Origin of the sequence: Streptomyces sp. NPDC004542 (assembly GCF_040610035.1) — a bacterium.
GTDB lineage: Bacteria > Actinomycetota > Actinomycetes > Streptomycetales > Streptomycetaceae > Streptomyces.
Genome location: NZ_JBEXLP010000008.1, coordinates 114,566 through 130,148, shown reverse-complemented (window position 1 = coordinate 130,148; position 15,583 = coordinate 114,566). Strand labels below are relative to the sequence as shown.

The window sequence follows — 15,583 nt, the reverse complement described above, 5'->3', positions numbered from 1 at the left end:
CCCGTCGTCACAAGGGCCCTGGGCCGACAATGGTCCCGTGCCGACCAAGAAGAAGCCCCAGGTGACCGCCGCGAGCAGGCCCGGGGCCGCCGCCGCTCACGACCGCCGCCGCGAACTGCTGGACACCGCCGCCGAGGTCTTCGCCGAGCAGGGCTACAACGCCACCACCGTCCGCAAGATCGCCGACCACGCGGGCATGCTCGCGGGCAGCCTCTACTACCACTTCGACTCCAAGGAATCGATGCTGGAGGAGATCCTGCGGACCTTCCTCGACGAACTCTGGGACGGCTACGACACCGTCCTGGCCGCCCGGCTCGGGCCCCGCGAGACGCTCGAGGCACTCGTCACCGAGTCCTTCCGGGAGATCGACCGGCACCGCGCCGCCGTCGCGATCTACCAGAAGGAGAGCAAGCAACTGGTCGCGCAGCAACGGTTCACGTTCCTCGCCGAATCGCAGCGCAAGTTCGAGAAGGCGTGGCTGTCCACCCTGCAACGCGGGGTCGCCGCGCACGTCTTCCGGGCCGACCTCGACGTCCGGCTCACCTACCGGTTCGTCCGCGACACCGTGTGGGTCGCCGCGTCCTGGTACCGGCCCGGCGGACAGCACAGCCCGGAGGAGATCGCCCGGCAGTACCTGTCGATGGTGCTGGACGGGATCGCCGTACGCGAATAGCCCTTATCTGCGAGGGAGTTTTCATGGCCGAGGCCTACATCGTCGAAGCGGTCCGCACACCCGTCGGGCGGCGCGGGGGAGGGCTCAGCGGGGTCCACCCGGCCGACCTCGGCGCGCACGTGCTGAAGGAGCTCGTCGCCCGCGCGGCAGTGGACCCGGCCGCCGTCGAGGACGTCGTCTTCGGCTGCCTGGACGCGGTGGGCCCGCAGGCGGGCGACATCGCCCGGACCTGCTGGCTGGCGGCCGGACTGCCCGAGGAGGTGCCGGGCGTCACCGTCGACCGGCAGTGCGGCTCCTCGCAGCAGGCAGTGCACTTCGCCGCGCAGGCCGTGCTCTCCGGCACCCAGGATCTGGTCGTCGCGGGCGGCGTGCAGAACATGTCGCAGATCCCGATCGCCTTCGCCACCCGGCAGGCCGCCGAACCCCTGGGCTTCACCGAGGGCCCCTTCGCGGGCAGCGAGGGCTGGCGCGCCCGCTACGGCAGCCGCCCGGTGAACCAGTTCGCCGGCGCCGAGATGATCGCCGCGAAATGGGGGATCAGCCGCCAGGACCAGGAGGAGTTCGCCCTGCGCTCGCACCGGCGGGCGGTACGCGCCGCCGACGACGGCCGCTTCGCCCGGGAGAGCGTGCCCTACGGCGACGTCACCGCGGACGAGGGCCCGCGCCGGGACACTTCCCTGGAGAAGATGGCCGCGCTCAAGCCGGTCATCGACGGCGGCACCGTCACCGCCGCCTGCTCCTCCCAGGTCTCCGACGGCGCCGCGGCCCTGCTGCTGGCCTCGGAGCGGGCCGTACGGGAGCACGGCCTGCGCCCGCGTGCCCGCGTGCACCACCTCTCCGTGCGCGGCGAGGACCCCATCCGCATGCTCACCGCGCCCATCCCGGCCACCGCGCACGCCCTGAAGAAGACCGGCATGACCCTCGACGACATCGACCTCGTCGAGATCAACGAGGCCTTCGCCCCCGTCGTCCTGGCCTGGCTGAAGGAGACCGGCGCGGACCCGGAGAAGGTCAACGTCAACGGCGGCGCCATCGCCCTCGGCCACCCGCTCGGCGCGACCGGCGCCCGCCTGATGACCACCCTGCTGCACGAACTGGAACGCACCGGCGGCCGGTTCGGACTCCAGACCATGTGCGAGGGCGGTGGCCAGGCCAATGTGACGATCATCGAGCGCATGTGATTCCCCGGGGGTGGTGCGAGCGTGGCTTCGCTGTCCGGCGGACGGAGTCCGACGCAGGCCCTCGAAGCCTGGGAGGCCCCCTGGGGCCGAGCGGTGCGAGGGGGTCGTCGGGGTGGGGTCCATGTGCGAGGGCGGTGGCCAGGCCAATGTGACGATCATCGAGAGACTGCGAGCCTCGCCCGTACCTCCTCCGCCTCCTCCATGATCCGCTCCACCAGCTCCGCGCACGACGGCAGGTCGTCGATCACCCCGGCGACCTGCCCGGACGCCATCACCCCGAGGTCCGTACGCCCGTCCACCATCGCGGACTTCAGCAGCATCGGCGTGTTCGCGGCGAGCAGGACCTGACTCCAGGACAGCTCCTTGCCGTGCTTGAGGGCCAGACCGTCGCGCACCATCCTCCGCCAGGTCAGCCCGGACAGCCGCCGGAACCCTGCCGCCCGCCGGACGGCGTGCAGCAGCGCCCGCGTGCGGCCGGACCGCTCCAGCGCGGCCACCAGATCGGTGCGCAGCATGCGGTGCGGCAGGCCGTCCACGGCCGTGGTGACGGTCACGTCCCTGACGCCGGCCGCGAGGTACCTGGCCTTGACCGCGTCCGGCACCGTCGACTCCGAGGTGAGCAGGAACCGCGTGCCCATCGCGATCCCCGCCGCCCCGTACGCCAGCGCCGCGACCAGTCCCCGCCCGTCGAAGAAGCCGCCCGCCGCCACGACGGGTATCCGCACCGCGTCCACCACCTGCGGCAGCAGCACGGTGGTCGCCACCTCGCCGGTGTGCCCGCCGCCCTCGCCGCCCTGCACGATCACCGCGTCCGCGCCCCAGGCCGCCACCTTCTCCGCGTGCCGCCGCGCCCCGACGGACGGGATCACGACCACGCCCGCCTCCTTCAGTTCCGCGATCAGCTCCCGGGAGGGCGCCAGGGCGAACGACGCCACCCGGACCCCCTCGTCGATGATCAGACGAACCCGGTCACCGGCATCGCCCGCGTCGGCCCGCAGGTTCACCCCGAACGGCGCGTCCGTGCGCGCGGCGACCTCGCGTACCGCCGCGCGCAACTGGTCGACGGTCATCGTCGCGGAGGCCAGGACGCCCAGCGCGCCCGCGTTCGCCGCCGCCGAGACCAGCCGCGGGCCCGCCACCCAGCCCATCCCCGTCTGCACCAGGGGGTGCCGGACGCCGACCAGCCGGGTGAACGCGGTCTCCATCAGCCCCGCACCCCCTCGGGGACCTCACGCGCGCGGCTGCCGCCCGGGTCGAGCACCTCGCGGATCAGCCGCAGCTCCTCGGCCGCCGGCTCCCGGGTCGCCGGCACCTCCTGAGGTGTCGCCAGCGGGAAACCCGTCGCCTCCGCCACCTGCGCCACGGTCACCCCCGGGTGCAGCGAGACCACCCGCATCGAGCGGTCGGGCGTGGCGAAGTCGAACACGCCCAGGTCGGAGACGATCCGCGGGATGCGGTGGTACCGGGCCGTGCCCGGATGCTCCGCGGCCCGGTCGTACCCCACCCCGCACACCATGTCGACCCGTTCCACGAACACCCGCCGGGAGTGCCTCGGTATCCAGTAACTCGTCGGGTTGTTCAGCGTGTTCAGCGGCGCCCCGCGCACGCCCAGCAGTTGCCGCCGGGGTCTCGCCCAGTCCCCGATGCAGGAGATGTTCTGGTTGCCGAAGCGGTCGATCTGGCCGGCCCCCATCATCACGTGCCGCCGCCCGCCGGCCACCAGTGTCAGGTGCTGCCGGTAGGGCAGCCAGCCCTCGGGCGTGCCGTCCGGCCGGACCAGCAGCGCCTCGCCGTCGGTCAGCAGCAGGTCCGGCGCGAAGGTGAGCCGCGCCAGCCGCGCACCCAGCGACGGGATCAGTCCCATGGGACTCGCCAGGATCTCGCCGGAGCCGCGCCAGGCGTCGGCGCAGGCGATCACGCAGTACTCGGCGCGGGTGGGACCCGTCATCGCTGCTCCTCCTGCCAGGCCCGCACCGCCGACCGGTACGCCTGCTCGTCCCCGCCGAGGAACCGCTCGGCGAACCCTGGCCAGGCAGCGGCCGCGTACGCCCGCTGGAAGTCCTCGTCCCGCTCGTAGTCGGGGACGCACGAGGTGAAGTGCGCACCGTTCGGCGCCTCCACGACACCGGTCACCACATGCCGCTTGACCAGCAGCGACTGTGGCGGCGCCGCCTTCGTCAGCTCGGCCGTGTCCACGATCCGCTCGCACGAGACGTAGGCCGCGTCCGCCGCCTCGCAGAACAGGTCGTCGAAGTACGGATCCGGGCCCAGGTACTGCCCGTTGCCCAGCCGGTCCGCGCGGCTGACGTGGACCAGGGCGGCGTCCAGCCGCAGCGCGGGCATCGCCACGAACGTCTCCCCGTCCTCGTACGGCGACGTGACCGTGCGCAGCCCGGGGTTCACCCGCATCACGTCCGAACCGATCCCCGCCCGCACCGGCAGGAAGGGCAGCCGGTTCGCCGCCGCGGTGAGCCCCCACATGAACATCCCCTCGTCCACCTCCACCAGCTCGAAGGCGCCCCGCTCGCGCGCCGCCCGGTAGTGCGGTTCGAGCGGCACGGAGTCGAGCGTGACGAAGGCGGCCACCAGCTTGCGGATCCGGCCCGCCGCGGCCAGCATCCCCACGTCCGGGCCGCCGTACGAGACGACGGTGAGGTCACCGATCCCGGACCGCAGCACGGCTCTGACCAGGGCCATCGGCTTGCGCCGGGACCCCCAGCCGCCGATGCCGAGGGTCATGCCGCTCTCCAGCCGCGCGACGACCTCGTCGGCGGTCATCGTCTTGTCCCCCACCTAAGCGCCCTCCTTCCCGAACGTGTCGCGGACCCGGCCGGCCACCCCGCTCACGGCCGCCTCGAAGGTGAAGCCCTGTTCGAAGCGGTAGCTGCGGCGCACGTCGACGGGATCGATCCCGTTGATGGCGGCCTTCGCCAGACGCAGCAGCCGCCCGTCCTTGGCGGCGATCTCCCGCGCCAGCTCCAGCGCGGCCGCGCGCAGCCCGCCGCGCGGCACGACCCGCCACACCGAGCCGTGGGCGTGCAGCTCCGCCGCGCTCGCCGTGCGCGAGGTGTAGTACAGCGTCCGCATCAGGTGGGGCGGGACCAGGCGGGCCAGATGGGTGGCCGCGCCCAGCGCACCCCGGTCCAGCTCGGGCAGCCCGAAGACGGCGTCTTCGCTCGCCACGATCGCGTCCGCGTTGCCCACCAGGCCTATCCCGCCGCCCAGACAGAAGCCGTGCACCGCCGCCACCACCGGCGTCTCGCACTCGTACACCGCCGCGAAGGCCTCCGCGCAGCCCCGGTTGGCGCCGAGCAGGGCGCCGTCCGGGTCCGCCTGTATCTCCTTGATGTCCACGCCCGCGTTGAACCCCCGGCCCTCGGCGGCCAGCACCACGCACCGGGTCCCGGGATCACGGCCCGCCGCGCGCACCGCGTCCGCCAGCGCGTACCAGCCGCGCACCGGCAGCGCGTTCACCGGCGGGACGTCGACCGTGACGAGCGCGATGCCCTTTTCCGGGCACGAGGTGGAGACACTCATGGGCGCATCAGCTACCTTTCCACCAAACATTTGTTAGGTGTGCGGCTTCGAAGCTAGCAGTCGGCTCCGACAAGCGGGAGGCCCTGTGGATAACTCGCTGCGCGGCCGGACGGTCGTCGTCACCGGCGGCACGCGAGGCGTCGGGGCCGGCATCGCCCGGGCCTTCGCCCAGGCCGGCGCCCAGGTGCTGGCCTGTGCCCGCCGACCGCCCCGACAACCTGTCGACGGCGTCGAGTTCACCCCCCTCGACCTGCGCGACCCACCCGCCGTACGCGCCTTCTTCGACGCCCTGCCCGGCGTCGACGTGCTCGTCAACAACGCGGGCGGCACCCCCCACCGGCTGCTCGCCGGCACGGACGCCGAGCGGCACGCCCGGGTGATCGAACTGAACCTCCTCACCCCGCTGACCGCCTCCCTCGCCGCGTACGAACACCTCAGCAGGAGCCGGGGAGCGGTGGTGATGATCGGGAGCGTCAGCGGCAGCCGCCCCTCGCCCGGCTCCGCCGCCTACGGCGCGGCCAAAGCGGGACTGGAGAACCTGGCCGGGTCCATGGCGGTGGAATGGGCGCCGCGGATCCGGGTCAACACCCTGGTCGTGGGCATGGTCCGCACCGAACTCGCCCCTCTCCACTACGGGGGCCAGGACGGCATCGACGCCGTCGCCCGCACCGTCCCGCTCGGCCGCCTCGCCACCCCGTCCGACGTCGGCGCCGCCGCCGTGTTCCTCGCCTCCGACGCGGCCCGCTACATCAGCGGGGCCAGCCTCCTCGTGCACGGCGGCGGCGAGCGGCCGGCCTTCCTGGACGCGGCGACCGCCAACAAGGAGGACTCGAGATGAGCGGAATCTGCACGGGCCGGGTCGTCGCCGTCACCGGCGCCGGACGCGGACTCGGCCGGGCCCACGCGCTCGCCTTCGCCGCCGAAGGCGCCCGGGTCGTCGTCAACGACCTCGGCGTCGGCCTCGACGGCCTGCCGGGCCCGGACAGCCCCGCCGGGTCCGTCGTGGCCGAGATCCGGGCGGCCGGCGGCGAAGCGGTCGCACACGGCGGCGACATCGCCACCACCGACGGGGCCGCCTCACTGGTCCGCACCGCCCTGGAGACGTACGGCCGGCTCGACACCCTCGTCAACAACGCCGGCTTCCTGCGCGACCGCATGCTGGTCAACCTCGACGAGGACGACTGGGACGCCGTCCTCCACGTCCACCTCAAAGGACACTTCCTGCCCCTGAGACACGCCGCGGCACACTGGCGCGCCGAGGCCAAGGCGGGACGCACCCCGGCCGCCCGGATCGTCAACACCAGCAGCGGCGCCGGCCTGCTCGGCTCCGTCGGGCAAGGCAACTACAGCGCCGCCAAGGCCGGGATCATCGGGCTGACCCTGGTCGCGGCGGCCGAACTGCGCCGCTACGGGGTCCAGGTGAACGCGATCGCTCCCGCCGCCCGCACCCGTATGACGGAACGCGTCTTCGCCGAGACCATGGCCGCCCCCGGCACCGGCTTCGACGCCATGGCCCCCGAGAACGTCTCCCCGCTGGTCGTCTGGCTGGGCTCCGCCGCGAGCGCCGGCGTGACCGGCCGGGTCTTCGAGGCGGAGGGCGGCCGGATCACCGTCATGGAGGGCTGGCGGCCGGGCCCCACCGCCGACAGGGGGGCCCGCTGGACACCGGCCGAAGCCGGGGACACCACGCTGAAACTGCTGGCGCAGGCGGAGGTCCCCGGGGCGGTGTACGGGGCGTGACGGGGGCGCGCCGGGCGGGCCGTCCCTACGTGTCGCACTCCAGCACCGTCCGGCACAGCGAACACCTCGCCCGCACCCGCCCCCGCACCGGCACCCGGATCCGCTGGTGACAGGTCGGGCAGGGAAAGGAGACGCGCAGGTCGCCACCGGCGCCGGGGGAGAAGGCGTAGGCGACCCCCGGCCGCGGCCCCGGGGCATGACGGCGGTCGCGGGCGTAACGGCGGCGCCCCGCCCAGCCGGCCCCGGTCAGCGGCGGCTGCTGCCCGTCCCGCCGGGCCTCGGCCATGCCCTTGGCATACGCCGTGTAGGCCTGCGGGCTGGTGAACCACACCGAGGGATCCTCATGGAACACCAGGGCACGCTTGGCCAGCACGTAGCCGAACTCCTCCGGGGTGAGGTAGCCCAGCTTCTGGGAGGACACGGCGTCCTCCCGGTAGGCGTCCAGCAGCAGCCACCCCGCGCCCAGGTACGTCGCCGCCGTGTCCGTCAGGATCTCATTCTCCCGGGTGCCGGGGAACGACAGGTCCAGCCGGTGCAGATAGACGTGCGTCACCTCGTGCGCCAAGGCCGCGCCGATGTCCCGCCGATGCCTGCGGAAACGTTCGTTCAGCTCCACGAAATACTCCGGGCCCGCCGCGAGTTCGACATTCGCCGCGTGCGTCATCTCGCGGAAACCCACGACCAGCCGGGCATCCGGCAACCGGAAGTGCCGCACCATCTCCCGGGCCACCCGCTGCGCCCCCAGATACAGGTCGTCGCTGTCGCAGAAAGCCACGTCGGCCGGGGCCACGCTGCCGGCGAAGGTCTGCACGGTGTCGTACGACAGACGCTTGTACAGCGCGGTGATGGAGGCCCGCACCGTCTCCAGATGCGGGAAGCCGTGCTCGACCGGTCCGCCGTTCGCCACGTCCGCACCCCCAAAGACGCCCAGGCCTCGCCTCCACTCTATGCGGCGGACCACGGCAGGGCGCCCGCGCGACCCACCGGCGAACCGGACGCCGCGCCCCTTAGGGTTGACGCCCATGACCACCAGCAACACCGGTACCGGTGCCGTCGACCCGTCCGTCCGCGAGGAACTCGAGCGGCTGCGCGACAGCATCGACAACATCGACGCGGCCGTCGTCCACATGCTCGCCGAGCGGTTCAAGGCCACCCAGCAGGTGGGCCGACTCAAGGCCGTCCACCAGCTGCCGCCGGCCGACCCGGCCCGCGAGGCACGGCAGATCGCCCGACTGCGCAGCCTCGCCGAGAACGCCAAGCTCGACCCGGCGTTCGCCGAGAAATTCCTGAACTTCATCATCGCCGAAGTGATCAGGCACCACGAGCGCATCGCCGAGGACACCGTCAACCACCAGGCAACCGACGCCGGCTGACCACGAACGGCCGCAACGGACCGACCTGGCACCGCACACACACCGTCAACCGGCGAACACCCCGTGTCAGCGCCGGGACGTAAGCTGGTCGTCCCCGTGGGAGGGACGCCGGGCCATGCCTCCGGACGCCAAGATCCTCATCGTCGACGACCACAAAGCCACCCTGTACGCGCTGGAGAACGCCCTGGCCCCGCTGGGCTACCGGCTCGACCGCGCCACCAGCGGCGACGAGGCACTCAAACAGGTCCCGCGCGGCCACATCGGCCTCCTGCCGCTCGACGTACGCACGCCCGGCGGCAGCGGCCTCGACGTGGTCCGCTACCTGCGCCGCCTGGAACAGATCCAGCACATCCCCGTCGTCCTCCTCACCGGCTTCGGCCCCGACCAGCACCTGACCACCACCGCCTTCGCCCTCGGCGTCGCCGACACCGTCCTCAAACCCGTCGACCCCCGGACCCTGCGCACCAAGGTCCGCTACCTCTACGACACCCACCAGCACCGGCTCGCCCTGGAACAGCAGATCCGCGAACTGCGCGCCCCGGCCGAGGACCCCACCCGACTCCCGGACCACACCGCACACCCCTCTGCCCGCCCCACCCCGGAACCCACGCCCCACCCCCGCGCGACGCACACCGCACCAGCGCGGACCACGACCGAACCTGACCCGGCGCACACCCCCGTCCGCCCGGCGCGGACCGGACATACGGCGCGTACCGATCCGCCCCTGTGCCGTGTCGGCGACATCAGGCAGCATGTCGTGCATGTCCGTACTGACGCGCGACGAAGCGCAGACCCGTGCCCAGCTCCTCGACGTCCACCGCTACACGATCGACCTCGACCTCACCACCGGGGACGAGACCTTCGACTCGCACAGCGTCATCCGGTTCACCGTACGGCCGGACAGCGCCACCGCGGACACCTTCGTCGAGATCAAGCCCGCCGCACTGCGCCACGTCACCCTCGACGGACAACCCCTCGACCCGGAAACCCTGGACCAGGACCGGCTGCCCCTGAAGGACCTCACCCCCGGCGAACACGAACTGCACGTCGACGCCACCATGCGCTACTCCCGCACCGGCGAAGGCATGCACCGCTTCACCGACCCCACCGACGGCGAGACCTACGTCTACTCCCAGCTCTTCATGGACGACGTGCAGCGCGTCTTCGCCGCCTTCGACCAGCCCGACCTGAAGGCCGTCTTCGAACTGACCGTCAAGGCCCCCCAGGGCTGGACCGTGCTCGCCAACGGCATCACCGAACACCTCGGCGACGGCCACTGGCAGGCCGCCCCCACCCCGCCCCTGTCCACCTACCTCGTCGCCGTCGCCGCCGGCCCCTTCCACTCCGTACGCACCGAACACCGCGGCCTGCCCTTCGGCATCCACTGCCGCCGCTCCCTCGCCCCCCACCTCGACGCCGACGCCGACGAGATCCTCGACATCACACGCGCCTGCTTCGACCGCTACCACGAGAAGTTCGACGAGCCCTACCCCTTCGACTCCTACGACCAGGCATTCGTCCCCGAATTCAACGCCGGCGCCATGGAGAACCCCGGCCTCGTCACCTTCGCCGACAAGTTCGTCTACCGCTCCGCCGTCACCGACACCGAACGGCAGACCCGCGCCATGGTCATCGCCCACGAGATGGCCCACATGTGGTTCGGCGACCTCGTCACCCTCACATGGTGGGACGACATCTGGCTCAACGAGTCCTTCGCCGAATTCATGGGCTACCAGACCACCCTCGAAGCAACCCGCTTCACCGAACCCTGGGTCGAATTCGGGGTCGTCCGCAAATCCTGGGGCTACGACGCCGACCAACGCCCCTCCACCCACCCCGTCGCCCCCGAAGCCGTCGACGACACCGCCGCCGCCCTCCTCAACTTCGACGGCATCTCCTACGCCAAGGGCGCCTCCGCCCTGCGCCAACTCGTCGCCTGGCTCGGCGAAAAAGACTTCCTGGCCGGCATCAACACCCACTTCGCCCGCCACCGGTTCGCCAACGCCACCCTCGCCGACTTCATCGACTCCCTCGCCGCCAACACCGAACGCGACGTCCACGCCTGGGCCGACGCTTGGCTGCGCACCACCGGCGTCGACACCCTCACCCCGCGCCTGACCGCCGACGGCGGCACCTGCACCCTCGCCGTCGACCGCACCGGCAGCCGCCCGCACCGGATCTGTGTCGGCCTCTACGACCAGGACCTCGCCGACGACGGCCGCCTCACCCTGCGCGAACGCCTCGACATCGACATCCCCCAGACCGAGCCCAAGCCCATCGGCAAACGCCCCTCGCTGCTCGTCCTCAACGACGGCGACCTGACCTACACCAAGATCCGCTTCGACCCCGAATCCTTCCAGGCGGTACGCACCAGCCTGTCCGGCCTGCCCGACCCCCTCACCCGCGCGGTCGTGTGGAACGCCCTCAGGGACGCCGTCCGCGACGGCGAACTCCCGCCCACCGCCTACCTGGACACCGCCCGCACCCACCTCCCGCACGAAACCGACCTCGCCCTCGTCCAGGGCGCGCTCACCTTCGCCTCCACCCAGATCGCCGACCGCTACCTCAGCCCCGAGGAACGGCCCGCCGCCCTCACCACCCTCACCGCGCTGTGCCGCGACCTCATCCGCCGCACCGAGGACGGCGACAACCCCGGCCTGCGCCTGATCGCCGTACGCCACTTCATCGACGTCGCCGCTCACCCCGACACCATCGCCGCCTGGCTCGCCGACGGCACCGTACCCGGCGGACCGGAACTCGACCCCGAACTGCGCTGGCGCATCCTCGCCCGGCTCGCCGTCCTCGGCGCCACCGACGACACCGCCATCACCGCCGAACTGGAACGCGACCCCAGCGCCAGCGGCCAGGAGGGCGCCGCCCGCTGCCGGGCCGCCCTGCCCGACCCCGACGCCAAACGCCGCGCCTGGGAAGCGCTGTTCACCGACGACACCCTCTCCAACTACCTCTTCGCGGCCACCGCCCAGGGCTTCTGGCAACCCGAACAGGCCGACCTCGTACGCGAGTACGTACACCGCTACTACCAGGACGCCCCCGCCCTGGCCGCCCGCCGCGGCCCCGCCATCGCCGTCGCCACCGGACGCCTCGCCTTCCCCTCCCACGCCGTCGACGCCGAGAACCTCCGCCTCGGCGAGACCTGCCTGCGCGACGCCGCCCCGGTCACCGCCCTGCGCCGCAAACTCGCCGACGAACTCGACGACCTGGCCCGTGCCCTGCGCGTACGCCAGGCACACGACCGGCCCCGGCCCTAGGTTCCTGGCAGGGCCCCAGGACCGGTGACCCGGGGCACCCCGCCCCCACCCGACCACGCGACGGGCCGACCGTCCCGCAGGGACTCGCAAGAGCCCGAGGACGATCGGCCCGACCACCCGAAGACCGTGACCGCGGCGACCGGGCCGGCGTCCCGGCCCGCACCCTCACCCGACAGGCCGACGACCGTGCGGCCACCTTCCGCCGACGAAGACGACCTGCACCACCGGACGAGCCGCGACCAGGCGCCTCACCCCCCGCCGCCCCGCAGCCCCGCCCGCCGCACACCCCGCTGACGCGGCCCCGCCCGCCGGTCGCCCGCCTCCGCGCCCACCGCCGACGCCTCCTCCAGCACGAAACCCGGCCGCCGAAGGAGACACGCACCCGGCCGCCGGCCCGGCGGAACCGCAGCCCTCACCCGGCCGGCACCCTCCGCGCCCGCCGGCAGCGACCCCGCCAGCGCCCGGCCCAGGCCCCGGCCACGCGCCCAGGCCCCGGCCACGCGCCCAGGGCACCGGCACGGACATCCCCACCGACACCGCACCCGGCTCCGGATGGTCCCGCACCGCGTCCACCAGCCCCGTCACCACCCCGTCCCGCTCCACCACCAGCAGCACCTTGTCCTCCGGCCGGGCCCCTCGGGCAGCGCACAGAACAGGCTCTGCACATCACCGGGCGCCGACGGCAGCCCCCTCCCCGCCACGAACCAGTCCTCGCACGCCTCGAACAGCGCCGGCAGCGCGGCCCCGTCCGCCGGGACCGGCTCCCGCACCACCACCCGCTCACCGGGCACGTCCAGCATCCACCCGTCAACCGACCGACCCACGCCACTCACCCTCCGGTACACCCCCAACACGTTTTCCCCGCACGGGAGTACCCACTTCCGGGTCCGATCGTTGAACTTTCCGGATGCGCGGCCACATCCGCGTACAAGCTGGGACCACCGCTGCGGATGTCCCCCCGCCCGCGCCCCGGAGGAGAGCCCATGAGCCTGCCGCCCCTCGCCTCAGGACCCGACGGCCCCACGGCCCTGCGACCACTCATCGACACCGTCCTCGACGCCCTGCGCGACGGCAGCCGCTCACGCGGCGGCCCCCTGCCAGAAGGCGGCCCGCAGACCGTCACCGCCCGCATCACCGACGCCGTCGGCGACATCCTGCCCCACGACGGCGACCCCGACGCCCTGCGCACCCTCGTGCACGCCCTCGCCGCGAACTCCGCCGACCCCGCCGACCCCCTGTGCACCGCCCACCTGCACGGCCCACCGCTCGCCACCGCCACCGCCGCCGACCTCGCCGCGAGCACCCTCAACCCCTCCCTCGACTCCTGGGACCAGGCCCCCGCCGCCTCCGCCCTCGAAGCCCTCGTCACCCGCGCCCTCGCCCACGAGATCGGCCTCGCCGACGCCCTCGTCACCACCGGCGGCACCGAAGCCAACCAACTCGCCCTCCTGCTCGCCCGCGAAGCACACGGCGGCAGCGTCCGACTCGTCTGCGGAGCCAACGCCCACCACTCCCTGCCCCGCGCCGCCTGGCTCCTCGGCCTGCCCGACCCGGTCGTCGTCCCCGCACCCGCCGGCACCCTCGACCCCGCCGCCCTCGACGAAGCCCTCACCCACCTGCCCCGCCCCCTGCTCGTCGCCGCCACCGCCGGCACCACCGACGCCGGCCTCATCGACCCACTGCCCGAGATCGCCGGCCTGTGCGCCGCCCACGGCGCCCGCCTGCACATCGACGCCGCCTACGGCGGCAGCCTCGTCTTCAGCGAACGCCACCGCGAAAAACTCGCCGGACTCGAAGCCGCCCACACCGTCGCCCTCGACCTGCACAAACTCGGCTGGCAACCCATCGCCGCCGGCCTGCTCGCCGTCGCCCGCCCCCGCGACCTCGCCGTCCTCCACCACCACGCCGACTACCTCAACGCCGACGACGACACCGAAGCCGGCCACCCCGACCTCCTCGGCCGCTCGCTGCGCACCACCCGCCGCCCCGACGTCCTCAAGATCGCCGTCACCCTCAAAACCCTCGGCCGCACCGGCCTCGGCGCCCTCGTCGACCAGGTCTGCGCCCGCGCCCGGCACCTCGCCGCCCTCGTCCACGATCACCCCGGCTTCGACCTGTACGACCGGCCCGTCATCAGCACCGTCCTGTTCCGGCCCACCCACGCCACCGACGCCACCGTCGCCGACGTACGCCGCACACTCCTCCACGAGGGCCGGGCCGTGCTCGGCCGGGCCCGCATGGACGGCCGCCTCTGGCTCAAGGCCACCCTCCTCAACCCCCACACCGGGCCCGACGACCTGGCCCACCTCCTGAAACTCGTAGAAGGAACCACCCCCAGATGACCAACCCCCCACCCCACGAGCACCAAGCACCACGCGACCTGGTCGGCATCGGCATCGGACCGTTCAACCTCTCCCTCGCCGCCCTCGCCCACCCACTCGCCGAACTCGACGCCGTCTTCTACGAACAACGCCCCGGCTTCGACTGGCACCCCGGCCTGCTCATCGACGGCGCACGCATCCAGGTCCCCTTCCTCGCCGACCTCGTCACCCTCGCCGACCCCGCCAGCCCCTGGAGCTTCCTCAACTACCTCAAGGCCCGCGACCGGCTCTTCCCCTTCTACTTCGCCGAACGCTTCCACATCCAGCGCGCCGAATACGACGCCTACTGCCGCTGGGTCTCCCAGAACATCCCCGAACTACGCTTCTCCCACCAAGTCGACTCCGTCCACTGGAACCCCGAACGCGACGTGTTCGAAGTCGACTACACCCAACTCGACACCGACGGAGAAGCCGAAGCCCTCGGCCGCACCCACACCCGCAACATCGTCCTCGGCGTCGGCACCGCACCCCACGTACCCGACCCGCTCAAACCCCTCGCCGAAGCCCCCGGCGTCCCCGTCGTCCACGCCGCCGACTACCTCGACCACCGCGACACCATCCTCGCCGCCGGCCACGTCACCGTCGTCGGCTCCGGACAGTCCGGCGCCGAAGTCTTCCTCGACCTGCTCCGCCACCGCCCCGCCGGCCACGAACAACTCCACTGGATCGGCCGCACCGAATCCTTCGCCCCCATGGAGTACTCCAAACTCGGCCTGGAGCACTTCACCCCCGACTACACCCGCTACTTCCACGCCCTCGACCAGCCCACCCGCGACCGGCTCGTCGCCTCCCAGTGGCAACTCCACAAGGGCATCGACACCGACACCATGGCCCACATCCACGACGAGCTCTACCGGCGCACCCTGCACGGCGGCTGGCCCGACACCGTCCTCACCCCCGGCGTCCACGTCCGCACCGCCGGACGCATCGCCACCTCCAAGATCGAACTCCACCTCGAACACGTCCAGCAGGGCACCCGCTCACGCCTCACCACCGACGCCGTCGTCCTCGCCACCGGCTACCGCGAACGCCCCCTCGACCGCCTCCTCGCCGGCCTCGACCCCTACCTGCGCCGCGACAACGGCGAACGCCCCCGCGTCGACGAACACTTCCGGATGATCCTCGACCCCCGCGTCACCGGAACCGTCTACGTACAGAACGCCGAACTCCACACCCACGGCGTCGGCACCCCCGACCTCGGCCTCGCCGCCTGGCGCAGCGCCACCATCCTCAACACCCTCACCGGCAAGGACCCCTACCCCCTGCCCGCCCGCACCGCCTTCACCACCTTCGGCCTCGACCAGCCACCCCACGTCCCCGACACCCGCCGCCCCCTCACCACCCTCACCCCCCTCATCGACGGCCGCTAGGGACCCCCGGGCCGGCAGGAACCCCCGCCGACGACGGGGATCCCCAGCCCACGACACCT

14 protein-coding genes and 1 pseudogene are annotated in these 15,583 nt (G+C 72.8%); 9 read left to right on the top strand and 6 right to left on the bottom strand.

Annotated elements, in window-relative coordinates; all coding sequences use genetic code 11:
- The first annotated feature begins 37 nt into the window (after positions 1–37).
- Positions 38–673: a TetR/AcrR family transcriptional regulator gene (locus ABZX30_RS07775; RefSeq protein ID WP_355930146.1), complete on the top strand. Its 636-nt coding sequence runs from the start codon at positions 38–40 to the stop codon at positions 671–673.
- 23 nt (positions 674–696) lie between these two features.
- Positions 697–1,854, top strand: a complete 1,158-nt coding sequence (locus tag ABZX30_RS07770) for an acetyl-CoA C-acetyltransferase (protein ID WP_355930145.1) — start codon at positions 697–699, stop codon at positions 1,852–1,854.
- 155 nt (positions 1,855–2,009) lie between these two features.
- Here ABZX30_RS07770 and ABZX30_RS07765 read toward each other — a convergent pair whose 3' ends face one another.
- Genes ABZX30_RS07765 through ABZX30_RS07750 form a run of 4 tightly spaced genes read right to left on the bottom strand, consistent with a single transcriptional unit; the run spans position 2,010 to position 5,391 of the window.
- The gene (locus ABZX30_RS07765) at positions 2,010–3,059 is read right to left on the bottom strand and encodes a nitronate monooxygenase (protein WP_355930142.1); all 1,050 of its coding nucleotides are present in this window, start codon (positions 3,057–3,059) and stop codon (positions 2,010–2,012) included.
- Positions 3,059–3,802, bottom strand: a complete 744-nt coding sequence (locus tag ABZX30_RS07760; protein WP_355930140.1) for a CoA-transferase — start codon at positions 3,800–3,802, stop codon at positions 3,059–3,061. Before ABZX30_RS07760 ends, ABZX30_RS07765 begins: the two co-directional genes overlap by 1 nt.
- On the bottom strand, positions 3,799–4,647 hold the full coding sequence (locus tag ABZX30_RS07755; protein WP_355930138.1) for a CoA-transferase: 849 nt from the start codon (positions 4,645–4,647) through the stop codon (positions 3,799–3,801). Before ABZX30_RS07755 ends, ABZX30_RS07760 begins: the two co-directional genes overlap by 4 nt.
- Entirely contained in the window at positions 4,648–5,391 is a 744-nt protein-coding gene (locus ABZX30_RS07750) for an enoyl-CoA hydratase family protein (RefSeq protein ID WP_355930135.1), read from the bottom strand.
- Between the two features lie 85 nt (positions 5,392–5,476).
- Here ABZX30_RS07750 and ABZX30_RS07745 point away from each other — a divergent pair, with 85 nt between their 5' ends.
- Positions 5,477–6,229 carry an SDR family oxidoreductase gene (locus tag ABZX30_RS07745; protein WP_355930133.1) on the top strand — a complete coding sequence of 251 codons (753 nt, stop codon included), beginning with the start codon at positions 5,477–5,479 and terminating at the stop codon, positions 6,227–6,229.
- Positions 6,226–7,131 carry an SDR family oxidoreductase gene (locus ABZX30_RS07740; RefSeq protein WP_355930130.1) on the top strand — a complete coding sequence of 302 codons (906 nt, stop codon included), beginning with the start codon at positions 6,226–6,228 and terminating at the stop codon, positions 7,129–7,131. Before ABZX30_RS07745 ends, ABZX30_RS07740 begins: the two co-directional genes overlap by 4 nt.
- A 25-nt stretch (positions 7,132–7,156) precedes the next feature.
- Here ABZX30_RS07740 and ABZX30_RS07735 read toward each other — a convergent pair whose 3' ends face one another.
- Positions 7,157–8,038, bottom strand: a complete 882-nt coding sequence (locus ABZX30_RS07735; RefSeq protein WP_355930127.1) for a hypothetical protein — start codon at positions 8,036–8,038, stop codon at positions 7,157–7,159.
- A gap of 115 nt (positions 8,039–8,153) precedes the next feature.
- On the opposite strand from ABZX30_RS07735, the gene ABZX30_RS07730 reads away from it, so the two are divergent.
- The 3 genes and pseudogenes from ABZX30_RS07730 (at position 8,154) to pepN (ending at position 11,773) form a co-directional block, all read left to right on the top strand.
- Positions 8,154–8,504, top strand: coding sequence for a chorismate mutase (locus tag ABZX30_RS07730; protein ID WP_355930124.1), 351 nt, complete (start codon positions 8,154–8,156; stop codon positions 8,502–8,504).
- A 115-nt stretch (positions 8,505–8,619) separates the two neighbouring features.
- Positions 8,620–8,919 (top strand): annotated as a pseudogene (locus tag ABZX30_RS07725) (response regulator); the annotation flags it as partial.
- Between the two features lie 346 nt (positions 8,920–9,265).
- Positions 9,266–11,773 (top strand): aminopeptidase N, encoded by a 2,508-nt coding sequence (gene pepN, locus ABZX30_RS07720; protein WP_355930122.1) that lies wholly within the window; start codon positions 9,266–9,268, stop codon positions 11,771–11,773.
- A gap of 581 nt (positions 11,774–12,354) precedes the next feature.
- On the opposite strand, the gene ABZX30_RS07715 is transcribed toward pepN, so the two are convergent.
- Positions 12,355–12,597: a hypothetical protein gene (locus ABZX30_RS07715; RefSeq protein ID WP_355930120.1), complete on the bottom strand. Its 243-nt coding sequence runs from the start codon at positions 12,595–12,597 to the stop codon at positions 12,355–12,357.
- A 159-nt stretch (positions 12,598–12,756) separates the two neighbouring features.
- Here ABZX30_RS07715 and ABZX30_RS07710 point away from each other — a divergent pair, with 159 nt between their 5' ends.
- Positions 12,757–14,115, top strand: coding sequence for an aminotransferase class V-fold PLP-dependent enzyme (locus ABZX30_RS07710; protein ID WP_355930195.1), 1,359 nt, complete (start codon positions 12,757–12,759; stop codon positions 14,113–14,115).
- Positions 14,112–15,524, top strand: a complete 1,413-nt coding sequence (locus tag ABZX30_RS07705) for a SidA/IucD/PvdA family monooxygenase (protein ID WP_355930118.1) — start codon at positions 14,112–14,114, stop codon at positions 15,522–15,524. The genes ABZX30_RS07710 and ABZX30_RS07705 overlap by 4 nt, the downstream gene beginning before the upstream one ends.
- Positions 15,525–15,583 lie beyond the last annotated feature (59 nt).

Bases quoted from the DNA above. Each gene is read 5' to 3' on its own strand.
- ABZX30_RS07770 (WP_355930145.1), top strand. From the start codon at position 697: ATGGCCGAGGCCTACATCGTCGAAGCGGTCCGCACACCCGTCGGGCGG.
- ABZX30_RS07765 (WP_355930142.1), bottom strand. From the start codon at position 3,059: ATGGAGACCGCGTTCACCCGGCTGGTCGGCGTCCGGCACCCCCTGGTG.
- ABZX30_RS07760 (WP_355930140.1), bottom strand. From the start codon at position 3,802: ATGACGGGTCCCACCCGCGCCGAGTACTGCGTGATCGCCTGCGCCGAC.
- ABZX30_RS07750 (WP_355930135.1), bottom strand. From the start codon at position 5,391: ATGAGTGTCTCCACCTCGTGCCCGGAAAAGGGCATCGCGCTCGTCACG.
- ABZX30_RS07740 (WP_355930130.1), top strand. From the start codon at position 6,226: ATGAGCGGAATCTGCACGGGCCGGGTCGTCGCCGTCACCGGCGCCGGA.
- ABZX30_RS07730 (WP_355930124.1), top strand. From the start codon at position 8,154: ATGACCACCAGCAACACCGGTACCGGTGCCGTCGACCCGTCCGTCCGC.
- pepN (WP_355930122.1), top strand. From the start codon at position 9,266: ATGTCCGTACTGACGCGCGACGAAGCGCAGACCCGTGCCCAGCTCCTC.
- ABZX30_RS07710 (WP_355930195.1), top strand. From the start codon at position 12,757: ATGAGCCTGCCGCCCCTCGCCTCAGGACCCGACGGCCCCACGGCCCTG.
- ABZX30_RS07705 (WP_355930118.1), top strand. From the start codon at position 14,112: ATGACCAACCCCCCACCCCACGAGCACCAAGCACCACGCGACCTGGTC.